Genomic DNA, 19,949 nt, shown 5'->3' on the forward strand with positions numbered 1-19,949 from the left:
TTCTTGCGAGTCCAGAATTGAACTTATAATAAGCTGTTGTTGGGATTTCTTATATGCCTGATTTTCGAAGATATAAGCACTTGGATGATTCCCTATTTTATTTTCATGTTTTAACTTAGGCCTGTATATGAAATCGATGAGCGTAATATAATTCAGACCTCATCAGAGGTACTGCCTTGCTTGAATCAAGCCTAATAATAAATTAAATCTGGATGAGTTCTGAAACCACCGATTTTCTTTATCAACTAGCAGAATGCCAATAAGCAGAAATTTCTATGGCTTCAAGGCTTAGCCCGCACAATCTGTTTCGGGCAATAGCGTTTTATGTTTCCAGGTGTAAGTAAAAATATTTCATTTGCTTGATCGAAAGCTTTTGCTCTAAACTTGCAATAACTCCTTATTCCCACAGAACTTTATAGTAATGGGATGTTGATTATTAATGCTATACATTACAATTCAAATAGACGCTACCGCAAATTACTGCCTGAAATTGTTAAATACTTGTGGCTAAGGAAGTAATAAATAGCTTCTCCTCAAAAAGAAAACTCCTGTAACTCCAATGGTCAAGAGCAATAACGGGATACCATCATCTAGCGGGCAATTGGTTAGGCTGAATGTCACCAATTCTCCGTAAGTACTGGCTGCATTAGTAACCGGAGCTCCGGGTATTGCGGAGTAGGTGACATAACAAGTCCCTATTGTCGATCTATGAGCACAATAGACATTTTCAAGTCTAAGGTTTCTATCACTTTCCTGGTCTACAAGAAAATTTGGAACGGATGTAGGACCAAAAGTTCCCTGCATATCTGTGTATAACCAACCACCCGGGGAAAGACATGCAGTCGTTTGAGCCTGGAGCTGATTTAGCTGAATAGACAGGAGAAAAATTAGTATAAAGAATTTCATTGTATTATAATATTCAAAGGTGAATTATTGCATGATTCGGTGAAAAATGGATACTGAAACATTGTTACTTGAAAACAGGATTATATAAATTAAGTGGGGCAGGAACCAAGTAAGAGCATTTTTACTTAAACTTTCTGATCCTTTCATCATGAATATTTTTACCTGAGTTGACCATGCCATATTGTTAGGTAAAAATTATGTGTTTGAAAAGGGCACGTAGCATTTTCTCATACATTTTTCTCTGGTCAACATCCATTTCAATATTTTTTCTTCACATAAGGCTTGAAGTTCTGTATGAAAAGGCGAAAAACAAGAGGCTATGAACGTTCAGCCTGAACGGATTAAAAAATTGCCTATCGCATTTTAAGGTACGCCTTCCTTGTATACCTTTTCACCGACTGATGCGTAGGCATTGATTTGATCGCTACCGCTTGATTTCATCATTTTATCGGAATCATTCGATTTAATAACTGGATGCTTTTGCATAAGTCCTGTCAATCTTTACAGAGATTTCTTTCATTTAAAGGCTGGAAAGTTTTGCTGTAGTGCAAATAAAGCTTCACTATTTTATCAAAGTATGTCATCCATTTTTATTAATGTTTTTTGGCAATACAAAAGGAGCATGCCATCCAGCGATGCTCCTTTTCTTACTAACTAAAATTAAACCTCAGCGACTACTAAAACGCTGATTACCTTTATATGCAAAATATATTTGCGTTTCATTAACTGGCCCATCACCAGCGCCTATTCATCGATCACTTTATGCATTTCAGGGCATTCTTTTAAAATAGCAACGTCAGTCCGCTCAAAAATCGATTATGACTGTTTATTCTTTGAGTTCATACAATTTGATAGTTTTTCCGATCAGATCAAGTATGCTCAAGTCAATTGATGGTAGCGATAATTTCCTGACTTCAATCTAGGCTCTTTCTGTTTGATCCGGTCTATAATGCTTCTTTCCTCAAGGCATAAAATAACTATCGTATTTGCTTTTTATTTCTGGATTTAACTTACCTCAATTATCATGTCGACTATTGATTTTTCTACTTCGTCCAGTGGCAGAACGATTGTACTGGTCCTGCTGTGCCTGGCAATATTGATTCCCAAGAAATTTCCAGCCTTATCATATACCGGTCCTCCACATTCATCTGACCGAATTGCAGCATCTTGTACAAAGACCTTTTTAAATCCATCGGATCTTAGGCTGCGTCTGCCTTGATAATTGTTTGATACCCCCATAAAGAACCGTTCTTTAACTGTTATGTTCATGCTCATCTTTTTCCCTGCCCGCATGATGCCAAATTTGATATCCTCGCCATATATCAGCGCGTTAATTTTGGCAAAGTAACTCCCAGCATCAACAACGCTTTGGTTATTTATATCAGTAATTTGATCACCCTTTTTTAAAAATGTTTCTGCTGGGTACGAAGGGGCAATGTCTTTTACTATCATTTTGCCAGCTTCCTCCATTACCAGTACCCCAAGTTCCGCTCGGCTAAATAGTAAAGGTAGTTCAATCTCTAAGGTACTCAAGACACCAACCTTTCGTTTTTGGCTTTCCAGTGGAGAAATTAAAAATTTCCCCAGCTCACCTGAATTAAATGAATGATAATTGGATTTTGATATATCAAGCCCCGTAATAGCGACTCTTCCGTCCGGTATCTGCAGTAAAACTAGGTCATTATCCCTATCTCGACCAACTACATTGAGCAAGACTTTTTCCCCCTTGTCCTCCATCCAGATCTGATTGCCCACCATTGAGCTTTTACTTAATATTAAGGTTCGCTTCTGACCTTTATAAGCTATTAGCACAGGTGTGGCTAATATGTTTAGTGGAAGGCTGTCTTTAAACGAATGGAGGGTAATAGCATCAGGGAATCTTAATTTGCTCAACCTTACTAACTCAGGAGAGGCCGGTACCAGTAGAGGGGGGAGCGGTTTTTTTGTTTGCGGAATAGCTTCTTCAGCCGGCAATGTTTTATAATTTATGGTTTTTTGTAAAGCAGTCCAGTACTTTTTAAATGAATTGACCGGTAAGTCGAAGTTCTCTTTTTCGCTGATGTTGATCGCATCCCTGATGCCTATGAGCTCTCCATGTAAATTGAATAATCCGCCTCCTGAATCTCCAGGCTCCATCGTACAGGTGGACTCTAAAAAGCCGTGGCCGTCATCTAAACGGGTGATACGTCCGAAGCGGAGATTAGGTTTAGTTTGGAAGAAACTTCCAGGATAGGATATGCCAACACATGCCTCGTCAAGGACAAGATTTCTGCTGTCGGACATTACTGCAAAGGGCCATTTGCCTGTACCTTCTAATTTCAGTATGGCCATATCATATTTTCGCGAATTCTCCTCCAAGGCAATTTTTCCAAGGGCAACCGCTATACCTTTTTTACCATTGGGATATTCCGCGCGGTAACGAAAACCAGGTTTCACCGAATGTGCCGCAGTTAATAACAACCCATCTTGAGTGACAATGACGCCGCTGAAGCCACCTAGATCCCGGTTGCCAAGTGTATCTCTTACTATCAGCTTAACGCAGGCATTAGCTACCTTTGCGTAAGTTTGCGATAATAAACGTTCGATTTTCTTCGGCGATTTGATTTTGTTCTGAGCCTGGGCATATTGTAATCCCAGACAAAGCAGTAACAACAGAAGCGCTGCACGATTAATGTTTTTCATTCTATTTATAGTGTGAGTTTTATTTTTGGAAATAAACTATGGAAGTATCACTTTTCCCTGTTATGTTTCTAGCTTCTCTCGACTGCATAAAATGCTACCGTGTTAAGCTTGGTTTTTATCAAATAGGGGAACCCCAGGTGAAACCGTAATGCGGGCTAATAAATAAACTGAGCCTGCATCTTTTAGAATTGACGCAGGCCCAATTTTTTAAAAGTGTTTCCAGTATCTATCCACAGTGGGCTATCCTTTTACTTTCTTCAGCGTTTCAATTATTGCACTCATCTCCGCTGAAAGTTGTATGTTAGATCCGCTAAAACCAATGCTGTTGAATCGAATAAATCCATTTGCATCAATAATAGTTTTATGTGGTATGCCACGCACCCCAAAGCTATTGGCTACCTTGTTATCACCTTTATCCTTTGTTTTCAAATCGACATACAATGGAAGTGAATAATTATTTTCTTTGAAATAAGCTAGCGATTTGTCTCTTACATTCTCAAAGGTACTGCCGGCAACTTCTGAGGTGTGGATGAATAAAAATTTGACATTTGGATCCTTCTCATATTTCTTCACTACCTCTTGCATGCCTGGAAGTGAGGCTTTACATGGACCGCACCAGGTCGCCCAAAAATCGAGCACAAGAATTTTGTCTTTGAAATCCTGATAGGTTACGGCCTTACCATTCACGTCTAGCAATTCAAACTGCGGTGCTTTTTCTTTGATTAGCTTATCTGCCAGTCCGTTTTTGTACTCGCCCTCAAACCTGTTCTCCAATGATTTCTGGATAGAATCCATATGCAATTTTACATCCTTACCAGGATGGACAAATTGGTAGGCTTTTATGTATTCATTCTTAATGTCCTGATCAGCCGTTTCCCTGTATATAGCTTTTTCCAGGCCTGGTAATGCTGCGGTGTATTCGCCACTCTTACTCAGCAAATAGTTATAATGGTCTAGCGTCTTATCCGAATTGTAGGGATTAATTTGCATCATTTTTTTTGCAAAAACAGCAGCCATTTTATAGTCCTTTTTACTCTCTAAAAGAAATAGCTTCAAATTAACTAAGGTGTTTTCCTGATCCTTTGGTAGAGGTTTTTGGCTAAGCGCCTGATCAATGATTTTTTCCACCTCCCCAGTTAATTTTGGATCCTTAACATACGAAAGTTGCGACCAGGCAATAGCGCGATCTCTTCCCGTAGTCTTCTCCAGATAAGACATGGCCTGATCAAGTTTTCCCGCTTTGGCGTAATCTCCGACCAATAAAGAATAGACGTAACTAAATTCCTTCTTTGGAAACCTAACTTTAAGCTGCTTCAGCTTGTTGAGCTTTTTCTTTAAATCCTGCTCCTGAGAGAATTTTTGCACTTCCTCAGTAAAAGCCAAATCTCCATTTGGAAACCTTTTGACGGCAAGTGCAACAAGTGGGCGGTAATCCATGTTCTTCTCATATCTATATTGCGCTACGGCTTTAAGGTCTTCTTCAGAACCAGCTTTCATGGCCTCGATCTTTTTGTTTAACACCAGGGTGTCTTTTATACTTTTTAAGTTTTCAACCTTCTGCTGGAAACTCTGAGTATCCTGAGCAAATAATTCAGTAAAAGAGAGCAGGAATAGAATCAGGTAAAGGACAGTTCTTTTTAACATTGTGTATTTAAATTTTATTAATAATTAATTTTACTTCCTGTAAAATATGTTTGCGATTTCGCCAAAGCCATCAATTTTCTTGTCATAGTTTCCTCCAGATAAATTGCCCACATTGTTCAATTTGAAGAAGTAAACCTCGCCCGATGCGCCGTTATTGGCAGCAACTACCAATGTTTTACTATCAGTGCGGTCAATTTCCATTTGTTTGATCTTTACCCCTGTTGCAAAACTGTATAGCAAAGTGGAAGTGTTGGCAAGGATATCATAGAGATAAATTTTATTGTCAGTAGCATAATAGAGCTGTCTGAGGATTAGCGATGCTGCAATGGACTTGGCTCCTGAAATCTCCGGACTGTTTAGCATCTTCTGATTCAGAACAGGTCTACTTCCCACAAGGGAATATAAATACCTGTCATTGTTGGCATCCTGCATCAGAAAGAAAAATTCATCCGAACTGGTTGTCTTCGCGCCGTCTGCGGCGGCTATCATGAGCATCTTAGTATCTCCCATATTAAAGGAGGCAGTAGAGGAGCCGAAAGATGGAGTCAGGGTTAATGTAGCGAAGACAGATGACATGAATCTCTTGTTTTTATTATCGTAAAAATATGTTGAGAAAGATTCGCTAGAGATGACTTTTGGGAAAAGCTGATAATCCCCCGGAAGCCTTTCTGTGTAGACCACATCGGTAGGTTCATCGAAAAGTGTAGCGGCGTACAAGTTGCCATTATTGATAAGAAATTCTTCTGCCAAAAACTTCGACAGACCAAAAGCGAACTTGTCTTTTTCTGGTTTAAAAGTTGTCGTCGATTTACCTGAGCTGAGAAAATCGTTGGCATTGAAGCGGTAACTCCCGTTATCAGTAAAGAAATCTACCGTAAATTGGCTTCCGCTAAAATTCGTTGAAGTATACGCTCCAACCGCATTTCCTTGAAAACTTGTTTGATTCACAGATTCGGCAGGTGTATAAAAAACCCGATAATCTGAACGGATAAACCCGAGCTGCGCTTTGCCGTTGGCGTTGTTACTCACTAGCCATCCCTTGCTGAAAACACTCGAAACCTGTATGTTATAGACCCTGAAAGCAGATACCCCGTTAGTCGTATTGGTGACCTTATACTCCAGGATATAGCTGGCGCTGAGCGGAGGAACGCTGATGACTGCCCTAAGTGCTTTATCTGTAGATATAACTTGAGCATCAACTCCATCTACAGCAGATGTGGGATAGATCTTCCATTGGTAGCTGAAGCTTTCACCCGCCGGTTGAGACTGGGTGATCTGGGGATCGATCTTTAATGTATCAAATTGCGTGATGGCAAAGGATGTCTGTCCATCGATTTTTAATTCGTTGATTTCTTTATAATTGAAGTCTTGAGTGTTTTTCTTGCAAGACCACATGCCGGCGCAGCAAATCAATAAAACGCCTATGTATATTTTTAGCTTTAACATCGTCTTTAAAAATTAATTCGTTTATTATTTTCATCGATAAGTGGACCATTTAATGCTTCATATTCCGTCAATGCATTTCTCAGTTGGATTAGGATCCTAAATAGTGCACTCGAACCAAGTTTATTTGGATCAAAGTCAGTTAAACCGGTTACCTTAACCATGAACTGGAACTTAACCACGCTGAACTCCCCAAAAGCGCCGCTAACCGATGACCAATAACTAGGTTCAATCAGCTGATTGGTGATGTTTACCGTCATCTGTTTAAAGTTAACCGAAAAGTCAGCAGCAGTACCCGGCGCACCAGGTACGAGTTCACTGTTAGGATCTACAGCAACCACCAACCTGAAGGTTTTGGTCTTCATTTCAGCTGAGTTTAACAGGACCAGGGGATAGTTAACGGTAAGCTGATTAGCCAGGAGTTTTATTTCCGGAAGTATATAGTCCACATTAGCCCTGGCGGTTGATCCTTCCAATGCTTTAAGCTTAATACCTCGGTCCGTTGCCGAAGGCTTACCCACTAGCCGCATCGGGATGAATATTGTATCCTTAGATTTTGGGCTTAGCGATAAGGCAAAAGTGTAGTTCACACTATCAGGTTCGGAAAAATCGCTTTTGAAAAAGCTGACCCCATCTTTACCTTCGTAAGTTGGAATTTCGTCTCTTTTGCATCCCAAGGCAAAAATTAACAAGAATAAAAAAGTTAAATATTTCATGTTTATTTTAGTTATAGTTTGGATTAAATTCTAGTTCGCTGTCTGGAACCGGTAGGATATATTGAGCTGATGAAATATCAGTTGAGCTAAACTGCATCCTTACCGTTTGTTTCCTTTTGTAATAAAAGAAAAGCTGGCCTTCTGCATAAAATTCTTTCTGATATTCCTTGGTAATCTCATTAATCAAATTGGCTTGAGTCAAGTTGTTTGCTAATGCATTGATGTTTCTGTTTGCCCTCACCACATTTAGATAGCCAACTCCTTCGCTAGCCGTCGGTGCACATTCTGCAAGAATATAATACATTTCCGATAAGCGTATCATGGGAACCAACTGGTCAAGTCTGTCCACGGTAGCGGCTGTGCCAGGATAGGTCTGCCAGAATTTAGACGGGAATACAAAGCCTCCGGTAGTGCTGCTATTATCGGTTTCTATCCTTCCAAGATAGCGGATATCCGTTCCTCCTCCGGAGGCAGTCTCATAAAGGGTTTGGTAGTTGTTTACCGAACGCCTCATTGATGAGGCTCCACGGAAGTATCCGGGATCAGCCCAGTTTTTCAGATTTGCTGCCCGTAAACCAAAGACTTGTTCAGTAAGATAAACACGGTCTCTCGCAGTCGCCACGGTCGTGGCTGCATTAAAGGTTACGAAAGGAAATTTGCCTGAATCCACCACCAATTTCGCAGCTGTAAAAGCTTTGTTCTTCTCTCCTGTATAGAGATAAACTCTAGCCTGCAGTCCTTTCACTGCATAATAGTTCATTGTAGTTCTGCGCGTCAATTGCCCAGTTAGGACCGGGTCACTAGCTGACAACAACTGTTCGGCCTCAGAAAGGTCCGCTAGAATGCTGACAACCGTATTTTTAGTGGTCGACGGCACAACGGTATTCTGGTTTACTTCTTTCTTATAGGGAATTGCCTTCTTATCCAAACCGTTCTGATATTCCGGGCCATAAAGTCTTAAAAGATCGAAGTGCACGTAAGCGCGCAAAGCTAATGCTTCCCCACGGACCCTATTGTATGATTGATCGCTTAGTACGCTCCGCTGCTTTTCTGTATTCTGAATAATTTTATTGATCCCGGCTATGGCATTATAGCCACTACCCCATATCGAACTGCCTATGCCAACTACTTCTTCAGAGGTATAGATGAATTTTGAACTTGCGTAAAACCTCGCTGTTGAGGAAAGATCATAATTTTGTGCAAGAGCAGAGGTAAAGCCCATGGAGAGGTTATCGCCATAAAGACTTTGGGATGCCAAAAGGGAATAAACGCCATCCAATGACTGTTGAAAACCAAGTTCAGAACTGAATAACTGATCTTCAGAAACAGATGATTTAGGATTTACATCAAGGTATTTTTTACACGAGATTTGCATAGTAGCTAGGCAAACCAATATCGCTAAAAGTGTTTTGTAGTTCATGTTGTAAGTTTTAGAAGCCTGCTCTTAGGGTTAAAGAATATGTTCTTGCAAATGGATTGCTTGTACCACGCTCTATCTGTATAGAACTGAAGCGGAAAAGATCATTGGTAATAGCCGTCAGTTGCAAAGTCCTTACGCCAATATCTTTAAGGAATTGTTTATTGAAAAAGGTATAGCCCAAGGATGCAGAACTCAAAATGAGGTTGTCATCGTCCTGTACAAATCTGGAGGTCAGTTTGGTGGCCGTTGGGTTGGCTGTAATCCTCCTAAACTGGCTAACATCGCCAGGTTGACTCCATCCCAAATTGTAAGCTCTTTCATCCACGTTTAACCTTGCGTCTACAGATTCAACCCTTTCAACCAGCGTTTGATTGTAAAGCTGGCCACCAAACTGATAGTTGAAGATCAATCCGAGCTCAAAACCGCGGTGCGATAGATTGGTTCCGAAGTTTCCGTTCCATTTAGGTTGAGCTACTCCGACAGCAACTTTATCGGCTACATTCCAATCCAATGTAGTCTCTCCGGACTTTGTCAGGAAAACCTCTGAGCCTGTAGTGGCATCGATGCCTAAAGAGCGCACGGCAAATATGGTGTTGATTGACTGACCCTCCTCTAATTGAAGGTTGGGGGTAACCTGATTTGGATTACCGTCATTTAATAAATTATTGGACGATTTTAGTGCATTTGAAATCTTTCGTACCGTATTCTTATTGGTAAAGGCATTAAAGTTAACAGTCCAGAGTGTCCTGCTAATCGGTTCCTGTAAAATGGTATATCTTGCACTGAACTCAAATCCTCTATTAAGCAATTCCCCAAAGTTTTCTGTATACTGTGAAAAGCCTGCAGAGGGGGCTAGCGTAATCTGTGTAACCGCATTTTTGGTGTTTTCCCGGTAAAATTCTACTCTCAGATCGAGTTTTTCTTTGAACAGTTGTGCATCTAAGCCGATATTAGCCTTAAACACGTCCTGCCAGCTTAGCGATGGATTGCCTAAACCCGAAAGTACCGCACCGACTGCGCCATAGTTTGCAGTTCCTGCGTTTACGTTATACCTGAATTGGGAGGCATAAGAGGGAACATTAAGTGACCCGGTTGATCCATAACTTGCCCTGATTTTCAAGCGATTTACAACATCACTTTTTTGAAAGAAGGATTCGTTATGGATGTTCCATGCGGCGCCTACTGACCAGAAGGTTCCAAAACGTTTTTCATTGCCATATTGTGAGGAACCATCTTTCCTGATGGAGAAACTGGCTAGATAGCGATCGTCATATATATAGTTTCCATTATAAAGGATTCCGACCCTTCTGGTCGTATTTTCATCACCAGTCGGTAGGCCTGTATATTGTGTAGCGAATAAAATGTTATCCAGCTTATCAGTTAGCAAGCCCGATGCAGAAAAAGTATTATATATGCTTTTTCCCTCTGATATATTTAAGCCAAAATTGGAAAATATCTGATGCTTTCCGAACATTTGGTTCCAGTTTGCAGTCGTCAAACTCTCGTAACCCGTCACACTATTCGTGGTCAGCTGGTAGCTCCCTTTTAGATTTAAGTCAGTAACGTTATTGAATCTTGAACTTTCAGCTGAATAGAATAGATCACTGCCGCCGGTTTGCTTGTTGATGCTTAAACTAGTTTCAATATAAATCGACTGGGTGGGCTTATATCTAGCACTAAAATTATTGGAGATCCCAAAATAATTCGAACTATTAATCGAATGCAAGGTTGCATCGTAAATTGGGTTCGCCGTCTGATAAGTGTAGCCCAAAAAATTAAGGTCTTCCAGTAGTTTGTTTGCCTGTCCACTACTATTGTAGGGTGCCCAATAGGGATTCATAGCTACGTAGTTACTAAAGTCGCCATACGGAGATTCGTTGGATTTATTTTGGAATACTCGAAGGGAGTTCCTGAATTCGAACTTTCGTTTAAAATAATTTAAATCAAATTGTCCAGAATAATTGGTTCGATCTTGGCCTTTCATCACACCCGACTGAAAATCACTTGAAACCTGTAAAGCATACCTGATTACTGTATCACCACCTTGTGCATAGAGTGAGGTCCTGTTACTATACCCGTTTTGTACAGGAATGGATAACCAATCGGTGTTTACGCCCTTTACAGATGCCTTGTAACGTTCATTATATAGCATATCCAAGCTAGTTTGAAGAAGGCTGGACTGTGAATCGTACAATCCAACACGTTTTTCGAAATCCAGTTTTTGCTCAGAATTGAGCAGATTGTATACCGAGAGATCAGGGGTGGTAATTCTGAAATCGTTGGTAACATTGAACTGTAATTTTCCTGCAGCCGGAGTAACTGAGGTAATGACAATTACACCATTTGCTCCTCTGGAACCGTAAAGAGAGGTTGCAGAGGCATCTTTAAGGATTGTCACGCTTTTAACCAAGTTCATATCAAGGTCGACGATGCGTTGCAAACTTACTTCAAAGCCATCCAGAATGAGTAGTGGAAGGGTAGGGCTGGTGGCAAGCTGGCCCGAGAGATTTGGAAAGGAATTCTCCCCGCGAAGCTGGATATTAGGTAATTGGTTAATGTTACCGCCAGTGACGTTATTTGCTACAATTCTAAATGAAGGATCAAGTGCAGTGATAGCAGCGAATAGGTTATTTGAACTCACTTTCTTCAATTCTGCTATCGTCAATGTACTGGCCGCTCCGGTGAAATTCTCTTTTCTTTGGGAGAAAATACCATTAACCACAGTCTCATTCAGTGCCAGGGCTTCTTCCTGAAGGAAAATTTTAAGTAATCCTGAGCTTTTTACTTCTGCCTCTGTTGTTTTATAACCCACAAATCTAAATTCCAGTGTTTTTACATTTTCCGGCACCTGGATTTTGAAACGTCCGTCTTTATCGGTTTGCGTTCGGGCTTTGCTGCCCTTGGCTAAAACGGTAACGGCGGGGATTGGGCTTCCTGTCCTTCCATCTAACACTACCCCTTCGATTAATTGATCGTTAACTTGTTTCACAGCAGTGAGTACGATTGTTTTATTTTGAATGGTGTAGCCTATTCCCTGAGCGCTTAAAATAGTATTTAAAGTTTGTTCAATGGACTGTGATTTGATGTTGATTGTAACTGGAATTGCCTTAGAAAGCACTCTATCTGAATAGACAAAGTTGTAGCCAGTTTGTTGTTTGATCATTTTGAACACCTCTTCCAGCGGTTTGGCTGATACGCTCAAAGTGATCTCTTGAGCAAAGCTCTTGATGCTGAGGTGAAGGAAGAAAATTGTTAAAAAGATTTTAGATAGTCGTACTACCGTTAAAATTCTAGGGCATAATTTTTTGAGCCCTTTTGGTCTGTTGAAATTCATAGCGTTAGTTTTTTTGGAAAGCTTTTTGATTATCTGATACTATTGCTTTTTTGCAATCCATAGAAAATCCTTCACGCCGGTTAGGTCTGTTTGTAGTCATATATAAGTTTGTTTAGTTGATTTATTCTTTTTAATCGTTTGTTTGCGCTATTTGTGGTTGTCAGAGACGATAATCTTGTTGCCTTCAATCTTGATCTTAACTGCGCCAGTCGCCTGAAGGATATTTATTACGCTGCGGATGTCTGCGAACCGGGAAATGCTGCCGCTGATTTGCTCCTGAGGGATTTCTCCTTGGTAAGAAATATCGACATCATACCATCTGGCAATTAATTTAAAAATAGACTTGATATCCTGGCTTCTAAAAACAAATTCGTTGTTCTTCCAGCCAGTGGCCACATCTGTATCCGCCAATGATTTTTGAATCGCCCCATTACTTACTACACCTTTTTCTCCCGGTGCCAGTATGATCTGTTGAGCATCTGTTTTCATCATGATTTTTCCATTTAAGAGTGTGGTGGTTTCAGCAGCATCGTTTGAGTAAGAGCTCACGTTAAACTCCGTCCCCAACACCCGTATCTCCTGTCCGGCAGTTTTGACCACAAAGGGATGTTTAACATCATGTGATACCTTGAAATAAGCTTCCCCATTAAGGGTCACAGACCGTATAGATTCATTAGCGAGATTCGTTGAATAAGTTAAACTCGAGGCTGCGTTAAGCCAGACAGATGAACCATCAGGAAGGTTTACTTTAAATGTTTCACCCTTAGCTGTAGACAGTGTATTGTTTGCAACAGTATTCGAAGGCTCATTCTTTACTTGATAAACCAATTCCCCTTGTGCAGTCTTGCTAATTGTTAAACCAGCTTCCTGTGCGAAAATACCTTTGTCAAGCTCACTCAAGTTGACCTTTTTACCACTGGCTAAAGTCAGTGTTGCACCAAAAGTTCCGGGCGAAATTGTTTCGGTTTTACTTTTGGTTAATTGTGGCTGTATTGATGCTGGATGATTGTAGAATTTGAAAATAAATGCTAAAGCAAATATCACAGCGGCTGCCGCTGCTACACGTGGCCAAATACTACGCTTTTTAATTTTGACTGTGTCCTGAACTGATGCCCATATTTCCTGGCCAATCAGATCAAGCTCTTCTGGCTCATCAAGATCTTCATTCGCTTGCGCTTGATAATTAAACCAAGCTTCAACCAAACGTATTTCTTCGTCTGTACAGTTCCCTTCATTATATCGGTCGAGCAGATTCTTTGCGTATTCGAATGACTTTTCTTCCATATCCTGTTTGATTTATATAGGCATAACGACTAAGTGGACCGAAAGTCCCAGATGTAACTGAAAAAAAACTGAAAAAAATATTTCAGTATTGAAAACTATTGTGCTCTTCTTGTGTAACTCGCCTTTTTTTTGGGCTATAAGCTTCTTTTCCGTGATTTTGACTAAAAATATCATCGATTTATAGGTTTTCACTCGAATGGATAGTCTACTAGGTTCCTTTTGTTGGTTCTTTTGGAGATCGATTAGTATAATACGTTAGTTTCGGAGATTTTATTAATCAACATTCTGATGATAAGGCGCAGTCGTGGTTTTATTATCAATGAACTAGCATTAAGAAATCTTGCCTATTGGTATATATGCGTAGTGATTTTAAGATTTAAAAGCATAAAAGATTCTATTGGTGAAATTTCTGCGATTTAAATACAATTTTGAAATATGAAGTTATATCCTTTTTGATCGCTAAGGCTTTATGCTGGAGTTGTTGGCAATGGTTATTTCAACTGCCTAGCCTTTCCGTCCGATTAAAAAAATATTGCGCTGTTTTGTTGCCAACCCCTCGATTGTCATGTTCAGAGAAAATCTACCCTAAAGACCGAAAGGAGAGCGCATCGATATGGGAAATTTAAAAGATGATCAGGTATATTTTAATTGAGTCTCCGAGTCTGTTTCGAAGAATCTTTAAAGCGGTACTTAACTGATTTTTTACCGTTTTGTTGGAAATAGAAAGCTCGTCGGCGATTTCCTGGTTAGATTTATATTGCTTTCGGCTCATCTCAAAAACAATTCGCATTTTCTCGGGCAAATGCTGGATTTCTTTTTCTATTTGGTCGTAAAGTTCTTTTTGTATATATAGACTGTCAGGAATATTTTCGTTGATTTGAATAAAATGGTGTAAAGATTCCAGATATTTATTACTTACCTTCGATCTTTTGACCAAATCAAGTATTCGGCTCCTGGTCAAAGTAAATAGATAAGCCGCTAATGGTGGAGAAATATTACGGCTACCTTTTTTTGCCCATAATGCCGTAAAAACTTCTTGTACCACATCTTTGGCAAAAGTTTCGTCCTGGAGCATTTTTCGGGAAAACCTGAACAACACCTGCCAGTACCGCTCGTAAATATGTTGATAGGCGCGATGATCACCGGCTTGAAAAGCAGCTAAAAGATCATCATCATGCATATTAAACGGTACTGACATTTGATATTTGGGGATCACCTTGAATTAATATCGCCAATGTAAGCAAAATATAGGATTTTGTCGAAGTTCGATATAACTAATCTCCCCAATATGCAATTCAGCCTGAAGTTGCTGTTGACTAGGATGATGAACATGGAGCATCATTTGTATTGTTGATTTATTATTCCGGTGCATCGTCAGCAAAGCATAGCATTGTAACCACCTGATACATTACTTAGTTTAATGATCCCTTTTGCTTTAAGCATGGAGATAAAGATCATTGAGCGATAACCGCCTGCACAATACACCAGGTATTCTGTGTTTTTCTCAAGTGCTTCCGCCGCCTGAGCAATCTGGTCAAGCGGAAGGTTCAATGCGCCGGGAGCATGTCCCTGGTCATATTCTGATTTTGCACGTACATCAATTATCTGATGCCTGCCCCCCGGAATTAAATGATTAAAGGCTTCTGCGTTGATATTTTCAACCGTTTCTATCGAATTTCCACTATATACCCACTCCTCAAAACCACCCAATAAAAAGCCCTCACACTGATGATAGCCAATTCTGGCCAACCGCCTGATGACCTCAGTTTCCCGACCGGCTTCAGCAATAATCAGTATACGTTCCTGATGGATGGGGATCAGTGCGCCTACCCATGGGGCAAAACTGCCGTCAATGCCGATATTCACTGATCCGGGTATATGTGCCGAAGCAAACAGATCAGCTTTTCTGGTATCCAGCACCAGGGTTCCCGGTACTCTTAGACGTGTTTTGAAAGATAATGCACTAAATCCCTTTACGGCCTGGTGAAGCACATGATCAAGCAGGGGATAGCCTTTGATATTCAATTCAACATTCATGGGAAAATAGGCGGGCGGGGCCGCAAGGTTGCCACATAGTCCGCTGATGAAATCTTTACGTGAAAGATCTGCAGCCAGGGCATAATTGCTCAGGCGCTGTGTGCCCAGGTCGCCAACGGTCTCGCTACTCATGTTTTTGCCGCAGGCACTCCCTGCGCCGTGGCCGGGGTAAATAACGGTATGATCGGGTAATGGAAGTATTTTATTTCTAAGGGAATCGTAAAGCATGCCTGCCAGGTCTTCCTGACTGATATCCAGGTCAGGCGACTGCGCAAGGTCGGGTCTGCCTACGTCGCCGAGAAATAAAGTGTCTCCGGTAAAGATGGCCTGTTCCATTCCTTGCTCATCCAGGAGCAGGAAACAGGAACTTTCCAGGGTATGCCCAGGGGTATGTAAAAGTTTCAGCGTTGCTCCGCCAATGGAAAAGTTTTCGCCATCTGCGCCGTTATAGCTTGGGTAGGCTGTTTTTGCACCCGGTCCCAATACAATGGTGGCACCGGTTTTTGCCGCAAGTTCCAGATGTCCGCTCACGAAATCAGCATGGAAATGCGTTTCCATAATGAAAGTAATGCGCGCCTGATCCTGCTGCGCCAGCTCAAGATAAGCATCGATATCCCTGAGCGGATCAATCACCACAGCTTCACCATGATGTTCGATATAATAGGAGGCTTGTGAAAGACATTTCTCGTAAAGCTGTTTTATTTTCATGTGGTTTTTTTATTGGAATAAAATTATAGATTGCTGAGCTCGCCGGCCTGCACGGCAAGAATGACAATGGCCAGTATCAGTATAAACCAGCCGAAGCAAAGCCTGAGCTGCCTGGTATTGAACAAATGGGAAATTCGCTGCCCCGCCACAGCACCAGTAATGGCCAGCGCGGTAGTTAAGAAAAGGAATGTCCAGTTCATTTCCTGCAAACCAAGATCGGTTAAAAAACCTGATAAGGTATTCAGGGAGATGATAAACAATGAGGTGCCTACCGCCTTTTTGATGTCAAGATCAAAAAACAGGGTTAAAGCCGGTACAATCAGAAAGCCTCCACCTGCACCGAGAAAGCCTGTGAGGATACCCGTTGCCACAGCACATCCGGTTAAGACTGTTAATGAATTCGTTTTTTCTACGCGCCTGTCATCACATTCATTCCTTACCTGCATCATCGTTCTGGCGGCCATCATCATGAGCAGGGAGAAAATGATCATGCTCAGTGTTCCAAAAGTTAAGGTGATTCCTTGCCGGTTGAAAAGTACTGCTGGTATTTTAGGGATAATAAAGCTTCTGATCAGCCAGACCATCGAGGTAGATATGGACGCAAAAATAATCCCCTTTTTAAACAATACTTCTCCTTGCTTAAACTTCGCGATGCTGGATATGGAACTGGTGGAGCCCACGATAAAGAGCGAGTACCTTACAGCAGAGGCGGGCTCCAGTCTGAAAAAATACACCAGCACCGGAACGGTAAGGATACTGCCCCCGGCACCCATCAGCCCCAGCGACAATCCGATTAATAAAGTGGATAAATATCCGATTACCTGCATGCTTATGCCAGTGATAGGGGATATTTAAGGATGCCCGCCAGTGTGCTCAGCGCAATATCGATATCTTCCATCCGCGTTTGTTTACTGAAAGAAAAACGCAGTGTTGCGCCGGCGTGCTTTTTACCCAATGCACTCATCACATGGCTGCCGTGATCATCGCCACTGCTGCAGGCACTTCTACCAGAGGCGCATATGCCCGCCTGGTCTAACATCGCCAGCAATAAATCGGTGTCCATATTGCCCGGAAAGTTAACGCTCAGCACGGTATATAGTGCATTGTCATTGTTATTAAAGCTAATATCCGAAGATAACTGCAGTAAGCCATCCCGCATCGTTTTGTTAAGGGTGCTGATGTATAGCTGATCGGCCAGGTAGTTTTCATGTGCCAGCTCAAGTGCTTTAGCGAAACCGATCATACCATGAACGTTTTCCGTTCCTGCCCGTACTTTTCTTTCCTGCCCACCGCCATGGATGAGTGGGGTTACTTTGGTGCCGGCGCTTACGTATAATATCCCCGTGCCTTTTGGTCCGTGAAATTTATGTCCTGAGGCTGAAGCGAAATGAACACCATATTCTGCCAGTTGTAAGGGGTAATGGCCGATGGTTTGCACACAATCTGAATGGAAGATGGCACCATAACGGTTACATATTTCACCTGCCTGTTTAAGATCAAGCAAGGTGCCAATCTCGTTGTTGGCATGCATCAGGCTAACCAGGCATTTAATACCCGCTTTTTTTTTGTTATTTAGTTGTATTTCAAGATCGTTATAATCCACTTCTCCATATTCATTCAGTTTTACGAATGAAGAGGTGATTCCCCTGTCTGAACAATAATGTTCTACCGCATTCAATACCGCATGGTGCTCAATAGGAGAGGTGATGATATGCGTACAGCCCAGTGTTTTTACCGCCGTTGCGATTGCAGTGTTGTTGCTTTCGGTACCGCCACTGGTAAAATAGATGGAGGTGCTTTTAACACCCAGCAGATCTGCCACCTTTTTTCTGGAAGCCTCTATAGCCGTTTTACTTTGCCTTCCTATACTGTAAGAAGAAGACGGGTTGCCATAGTGCTCCGTCAGGAAAGGCAGCATCGCCTGTAATACCGCAGGATCAAGTGATGTGGTAGCAGCATTATCTAAATATACGATCTCGTTCATTGTAATTTGATGTTTTATATTGAATTTTTAACAGGATAGCGCAAACATTAAAAACAAGGGCACGCCATCCAGCAATGCCCTCTGTTCATCACTAACTAAAACTAGGCGAATACTTCTAAACACCTGCTTTTATCTTGTTTGGAAGGCGGTAAGGCCGGTCTCCAGGAATTTTTTGTAATTGGCTACTTCATAGTCTGCTCCTTGCGGAGGCGTTAATAAAGTTTCCGTTGCCGGATCGAGCAACACATAAAAAGGTTGTGAGTTCGACTGGAATTTCCGTGCCTGTAAGTCACTCCACTTTTTACCGATGGTGCTTAGTGTTTTTCCTTCAGGTGTGGTCATCACATCTTCAGGTGCCAGTTCGCTTTTATCATCTACATAGAGCTGTACCAGTATATAATCCTGACTGATCATTTTATAGACTTCCTTATCCGGCCATACATTGGCTTCCATTTTCCGGCAGTTCACGCAGGCATGTCCGGTGAAATCGACTAACAGTGGTTTATGTTGTTTTTTCGCTGCTTCCAGTGCCTCATTGTAATCAAAGTACGCATCCAGTTTTAGCGGTGCATGAAACTTGTCTGCATATTTATGCTGGCCGCCTGATGCTGTTTTCAGGGCAGGTGATCCTCCAATTAAACTGCTGGTGTACAGATCAAAGTCCTGTGTATCCTGAGGGGGCAGAAAGGCGGACACCGATTTCAAGGGCGCACCCCATAAACCAGGGATCAGGTACATGGTAAAGGCAAGGACAATGGTAGCCATAAATAACCGCGGTACAGATATATAGTTGACCGGACTATCGTGTGAGAATTTAAGCTTACCCAGCAGGTAGGCGCCCATCATGCCGAAGATGATGATCCACAGTGCAAGGAAAATTTCCCTGTCGAACCATTCCCAATGATAAGCCAGGTCGACATTGCTTAGGAATTTTAAAGCAAAAGCCAGTTCCAGAAAACCCAGGACCACTTTTACACTGTTTAGCCAGCCACCAGATTTCGGTAGTTTATTCATCGCCGATGGAAAGAGTGCGAATAAGGCAAAAGGAATAGCAAGTGCAAACGAAAAGCCGAACATCCCGATGGCCGGGCCTAAAAGGGCTCCGGTTGTAGCCGCCTGAACGAGTAAGGTTCCGATGATGGGTCCTGTGCAGGAGAATGAAACCAGGGCAAGCGTGCCTGCCATAAAAAATAAACCGGCAACCCCTCCTTTGTCTGCATTGCTGTCCATTTTATTGGCCCATGAGGATGGAAGCGTCAATTCAAAGGCACCGAAAAATGAAGCTGCAAAGGTGACCAGTAGCAGGAAGAAGAAAAAGTTGAATATTCCGTTTGTAGATAAACTATTCAGCGCATCGGCACCGAAAACCACGGTTACCAGCAGGCCGAGAACCACATAAATCAGAATAATAAAAAAGCCGTAAAGGGCGGCCTTTCCAAAAGCTTTCCCTTTTTCTGCCCCTTTGGTGAAAAAACTAACCGTTAAGGGTAACATCGGGAAGATGCAGGGCATCAATAAGGCAGCAAGACCGCCTACAAATCCGGCTAAGAATATGCCCCAGAGTGTTTGTTCCTGTGGCTTCGCTGTATTTTGAACCTGATCTGCTTTTGCCGCAGTTTTAACTATGGCCGCCGTAGTATCTGTTGTTTTCGAAACCGTGTCTTGAGCTAAAGGGCTGATTTCAGTAAAAACAAGATCATCCGTTGCGGGGCTGTCTTGCGCGTATCCGCTTGTGCATAGGGCACAGGATAGCAGTAGCCCTAAAAATAAGACTTTAAATGTGTTCATCAT

Annotated in this window: 13 protein-coding genes; all 13 read right to left on the minus strand. The window is 41.7% G+C overall.

The window, feature by feature from the left end; genetic code table 11:
* Positions 1-507: 507 nt before the first annotated feature.
* Entirely contained in the window at positions 508-906 is a 399-nt protein-coding gene (locus AC570I_RS04365) for a hypothetical protein (protein ID WP_497404512.1), read from the minus strand.
* A gap of 1,005 nt (positions 907-1,911) precedes the next feature.
* A complete protein-coding gene (locus AC570I_RS04370) occupies positions 1,912-3,588 on the minus strand; it encodes a trypsin-like peptidase domain-containing protein (protein WP_497404513.1) in 1,677 nt (558 codons plus the stop codon).
* Positions 3,589-3,828: 240 nt separating this feature from the next.
* A complete protein-coding gene (locus AC570I_RS04375; protein WP_497404514.1) occupies positions 3,829-5,232 on the minus strand; it encodes a redoxin domain-containing protein in 1,404 nt (467 codons plus the stop codon).
* Positions 5,233-5,262: 30 nt separating this feature from the next.
* A complete protein-coding gene (locus tag AC570I_RS04380) occupies positions 5,263-6,678 on the minus strand; it encodes a PKD-like family lipoprotein (protein WP_497404515.1) in 1,416 nt (471 codons plus the stop codon).
* Positions 6,679-6,683: 5 nt separating this feature from the next.
* Positions 6,684-7,391 carry a DUF4843 domain-containing protein gene (locus AC570I_RS04385; RefSeq protein ID WP_497404516.1) on the minus strand — a complete coding sequence of 236 codons (708 nt, stop codon included), beginning with the start codon at positions 7,389-7,391 and terminating at the stop codon, positions 6,684-6,686.
* Between the two features lie 7 nt (positions 7,392-7,398).
* Complete coding sequence (locus tag AC570I_RS04390; protein WP_497404517.1) at positions 7,399-8,811, minus strand: RagB/SusD family nutrient uptake outer membrane protein; 1,413 nt, start codon at positions 8,809-8,811, stop codon at positions 7,399-7,401.
* Positions 8,812-8,821: 10 nt separating this feature from the next.
* The gene (locus tag AC570I_RS04395; protein ID WP_497404518.1) at positions 8,822-12,145 is read right to left on the minus strand and encodes a SusC/RagA family TonB-linked outer membrane protein; all 3,324 of its coding nucleotides are present in this window, start codon (positions 12,143-12,145) and stop codon (positions 8,822-8,824) included.
* Between the two features lie 147 nt (positions 12,146-12,292).
* Positions 12,293-13,429 carry a FecR family protein gene (locus tag AC570I_RS04400; RefSeq protein ID WP_497404519.1) on the minus strand — a complete coding sequence of 379 codons (1,137 nt, stop codon included), beginning with the start codon at positions 13,427-13,429 and terminating at the stop codon, positions 12,293-12,295.
* A gap of 622 nt (positions 13,430-14,051) precedes the next feature.
* Positions 14,052-14,627 carry an RNA polymerase sigma factor gene (locus AC570I_RS04405; RefSeq protein ID WP_497404520.1) on the minus strand — a complete coding sequence of 192 codons (576 nt, stop codon included), beginning with the start codon at positions 14,625-14,627 and terminating at the stop codon, positions 14,052-14,054.
* Positions 14,628-14,803: 176 nt separating this feature from the next.
* Entirely contained in the window at positions 14,804-16,174 is a 1,371-nt protein-coding gene (locus tag AC570I_RS04410; protein ID WP_497404521.1) for an MBL fold metallo-hydrolase, read from the minus strand.
* A 23-nt stretch (positions 16,175-16,197) separates the two neighbouring features.
* A complete protein-coding gene (locus AC570I_RS04415) occupies positions 16,198-17,001 on the minus strand; it encodes a sulfite exporter TauE/SafE family protein (RefSeq protein WP_497404522.1) in 804 nt (267 codons plus the stop codon).
* Between the two features lie 2 nt (positions 17,002-17,003).
* Complete coding sequence (locus AC570I_RS04420; protein ID WP_497404523.1) at positions 17,004-18,158, minus strand: cysteine desulfurase family protein; 1,155 nt, start codon at positions 18,156-18,158, stop codon at positions 17,004-17,006.
* Between the two features lie 129 nt (positions 18,159-18,287).
* Positions 18,288-19,949 (minus strand): protein-disulfide reductase DsbD family protein, encoded by a 1,662-nt coding sequence (locus AC570I_RS04425; RefSeq protein ID WP_497404524.1) that lies wholly within the window; start codon positions 19,947-19,949, stop codon positions 18,288-18,290.

The organism is Pedobacter sp. A2324 (genome assembly GCF_059693705.1).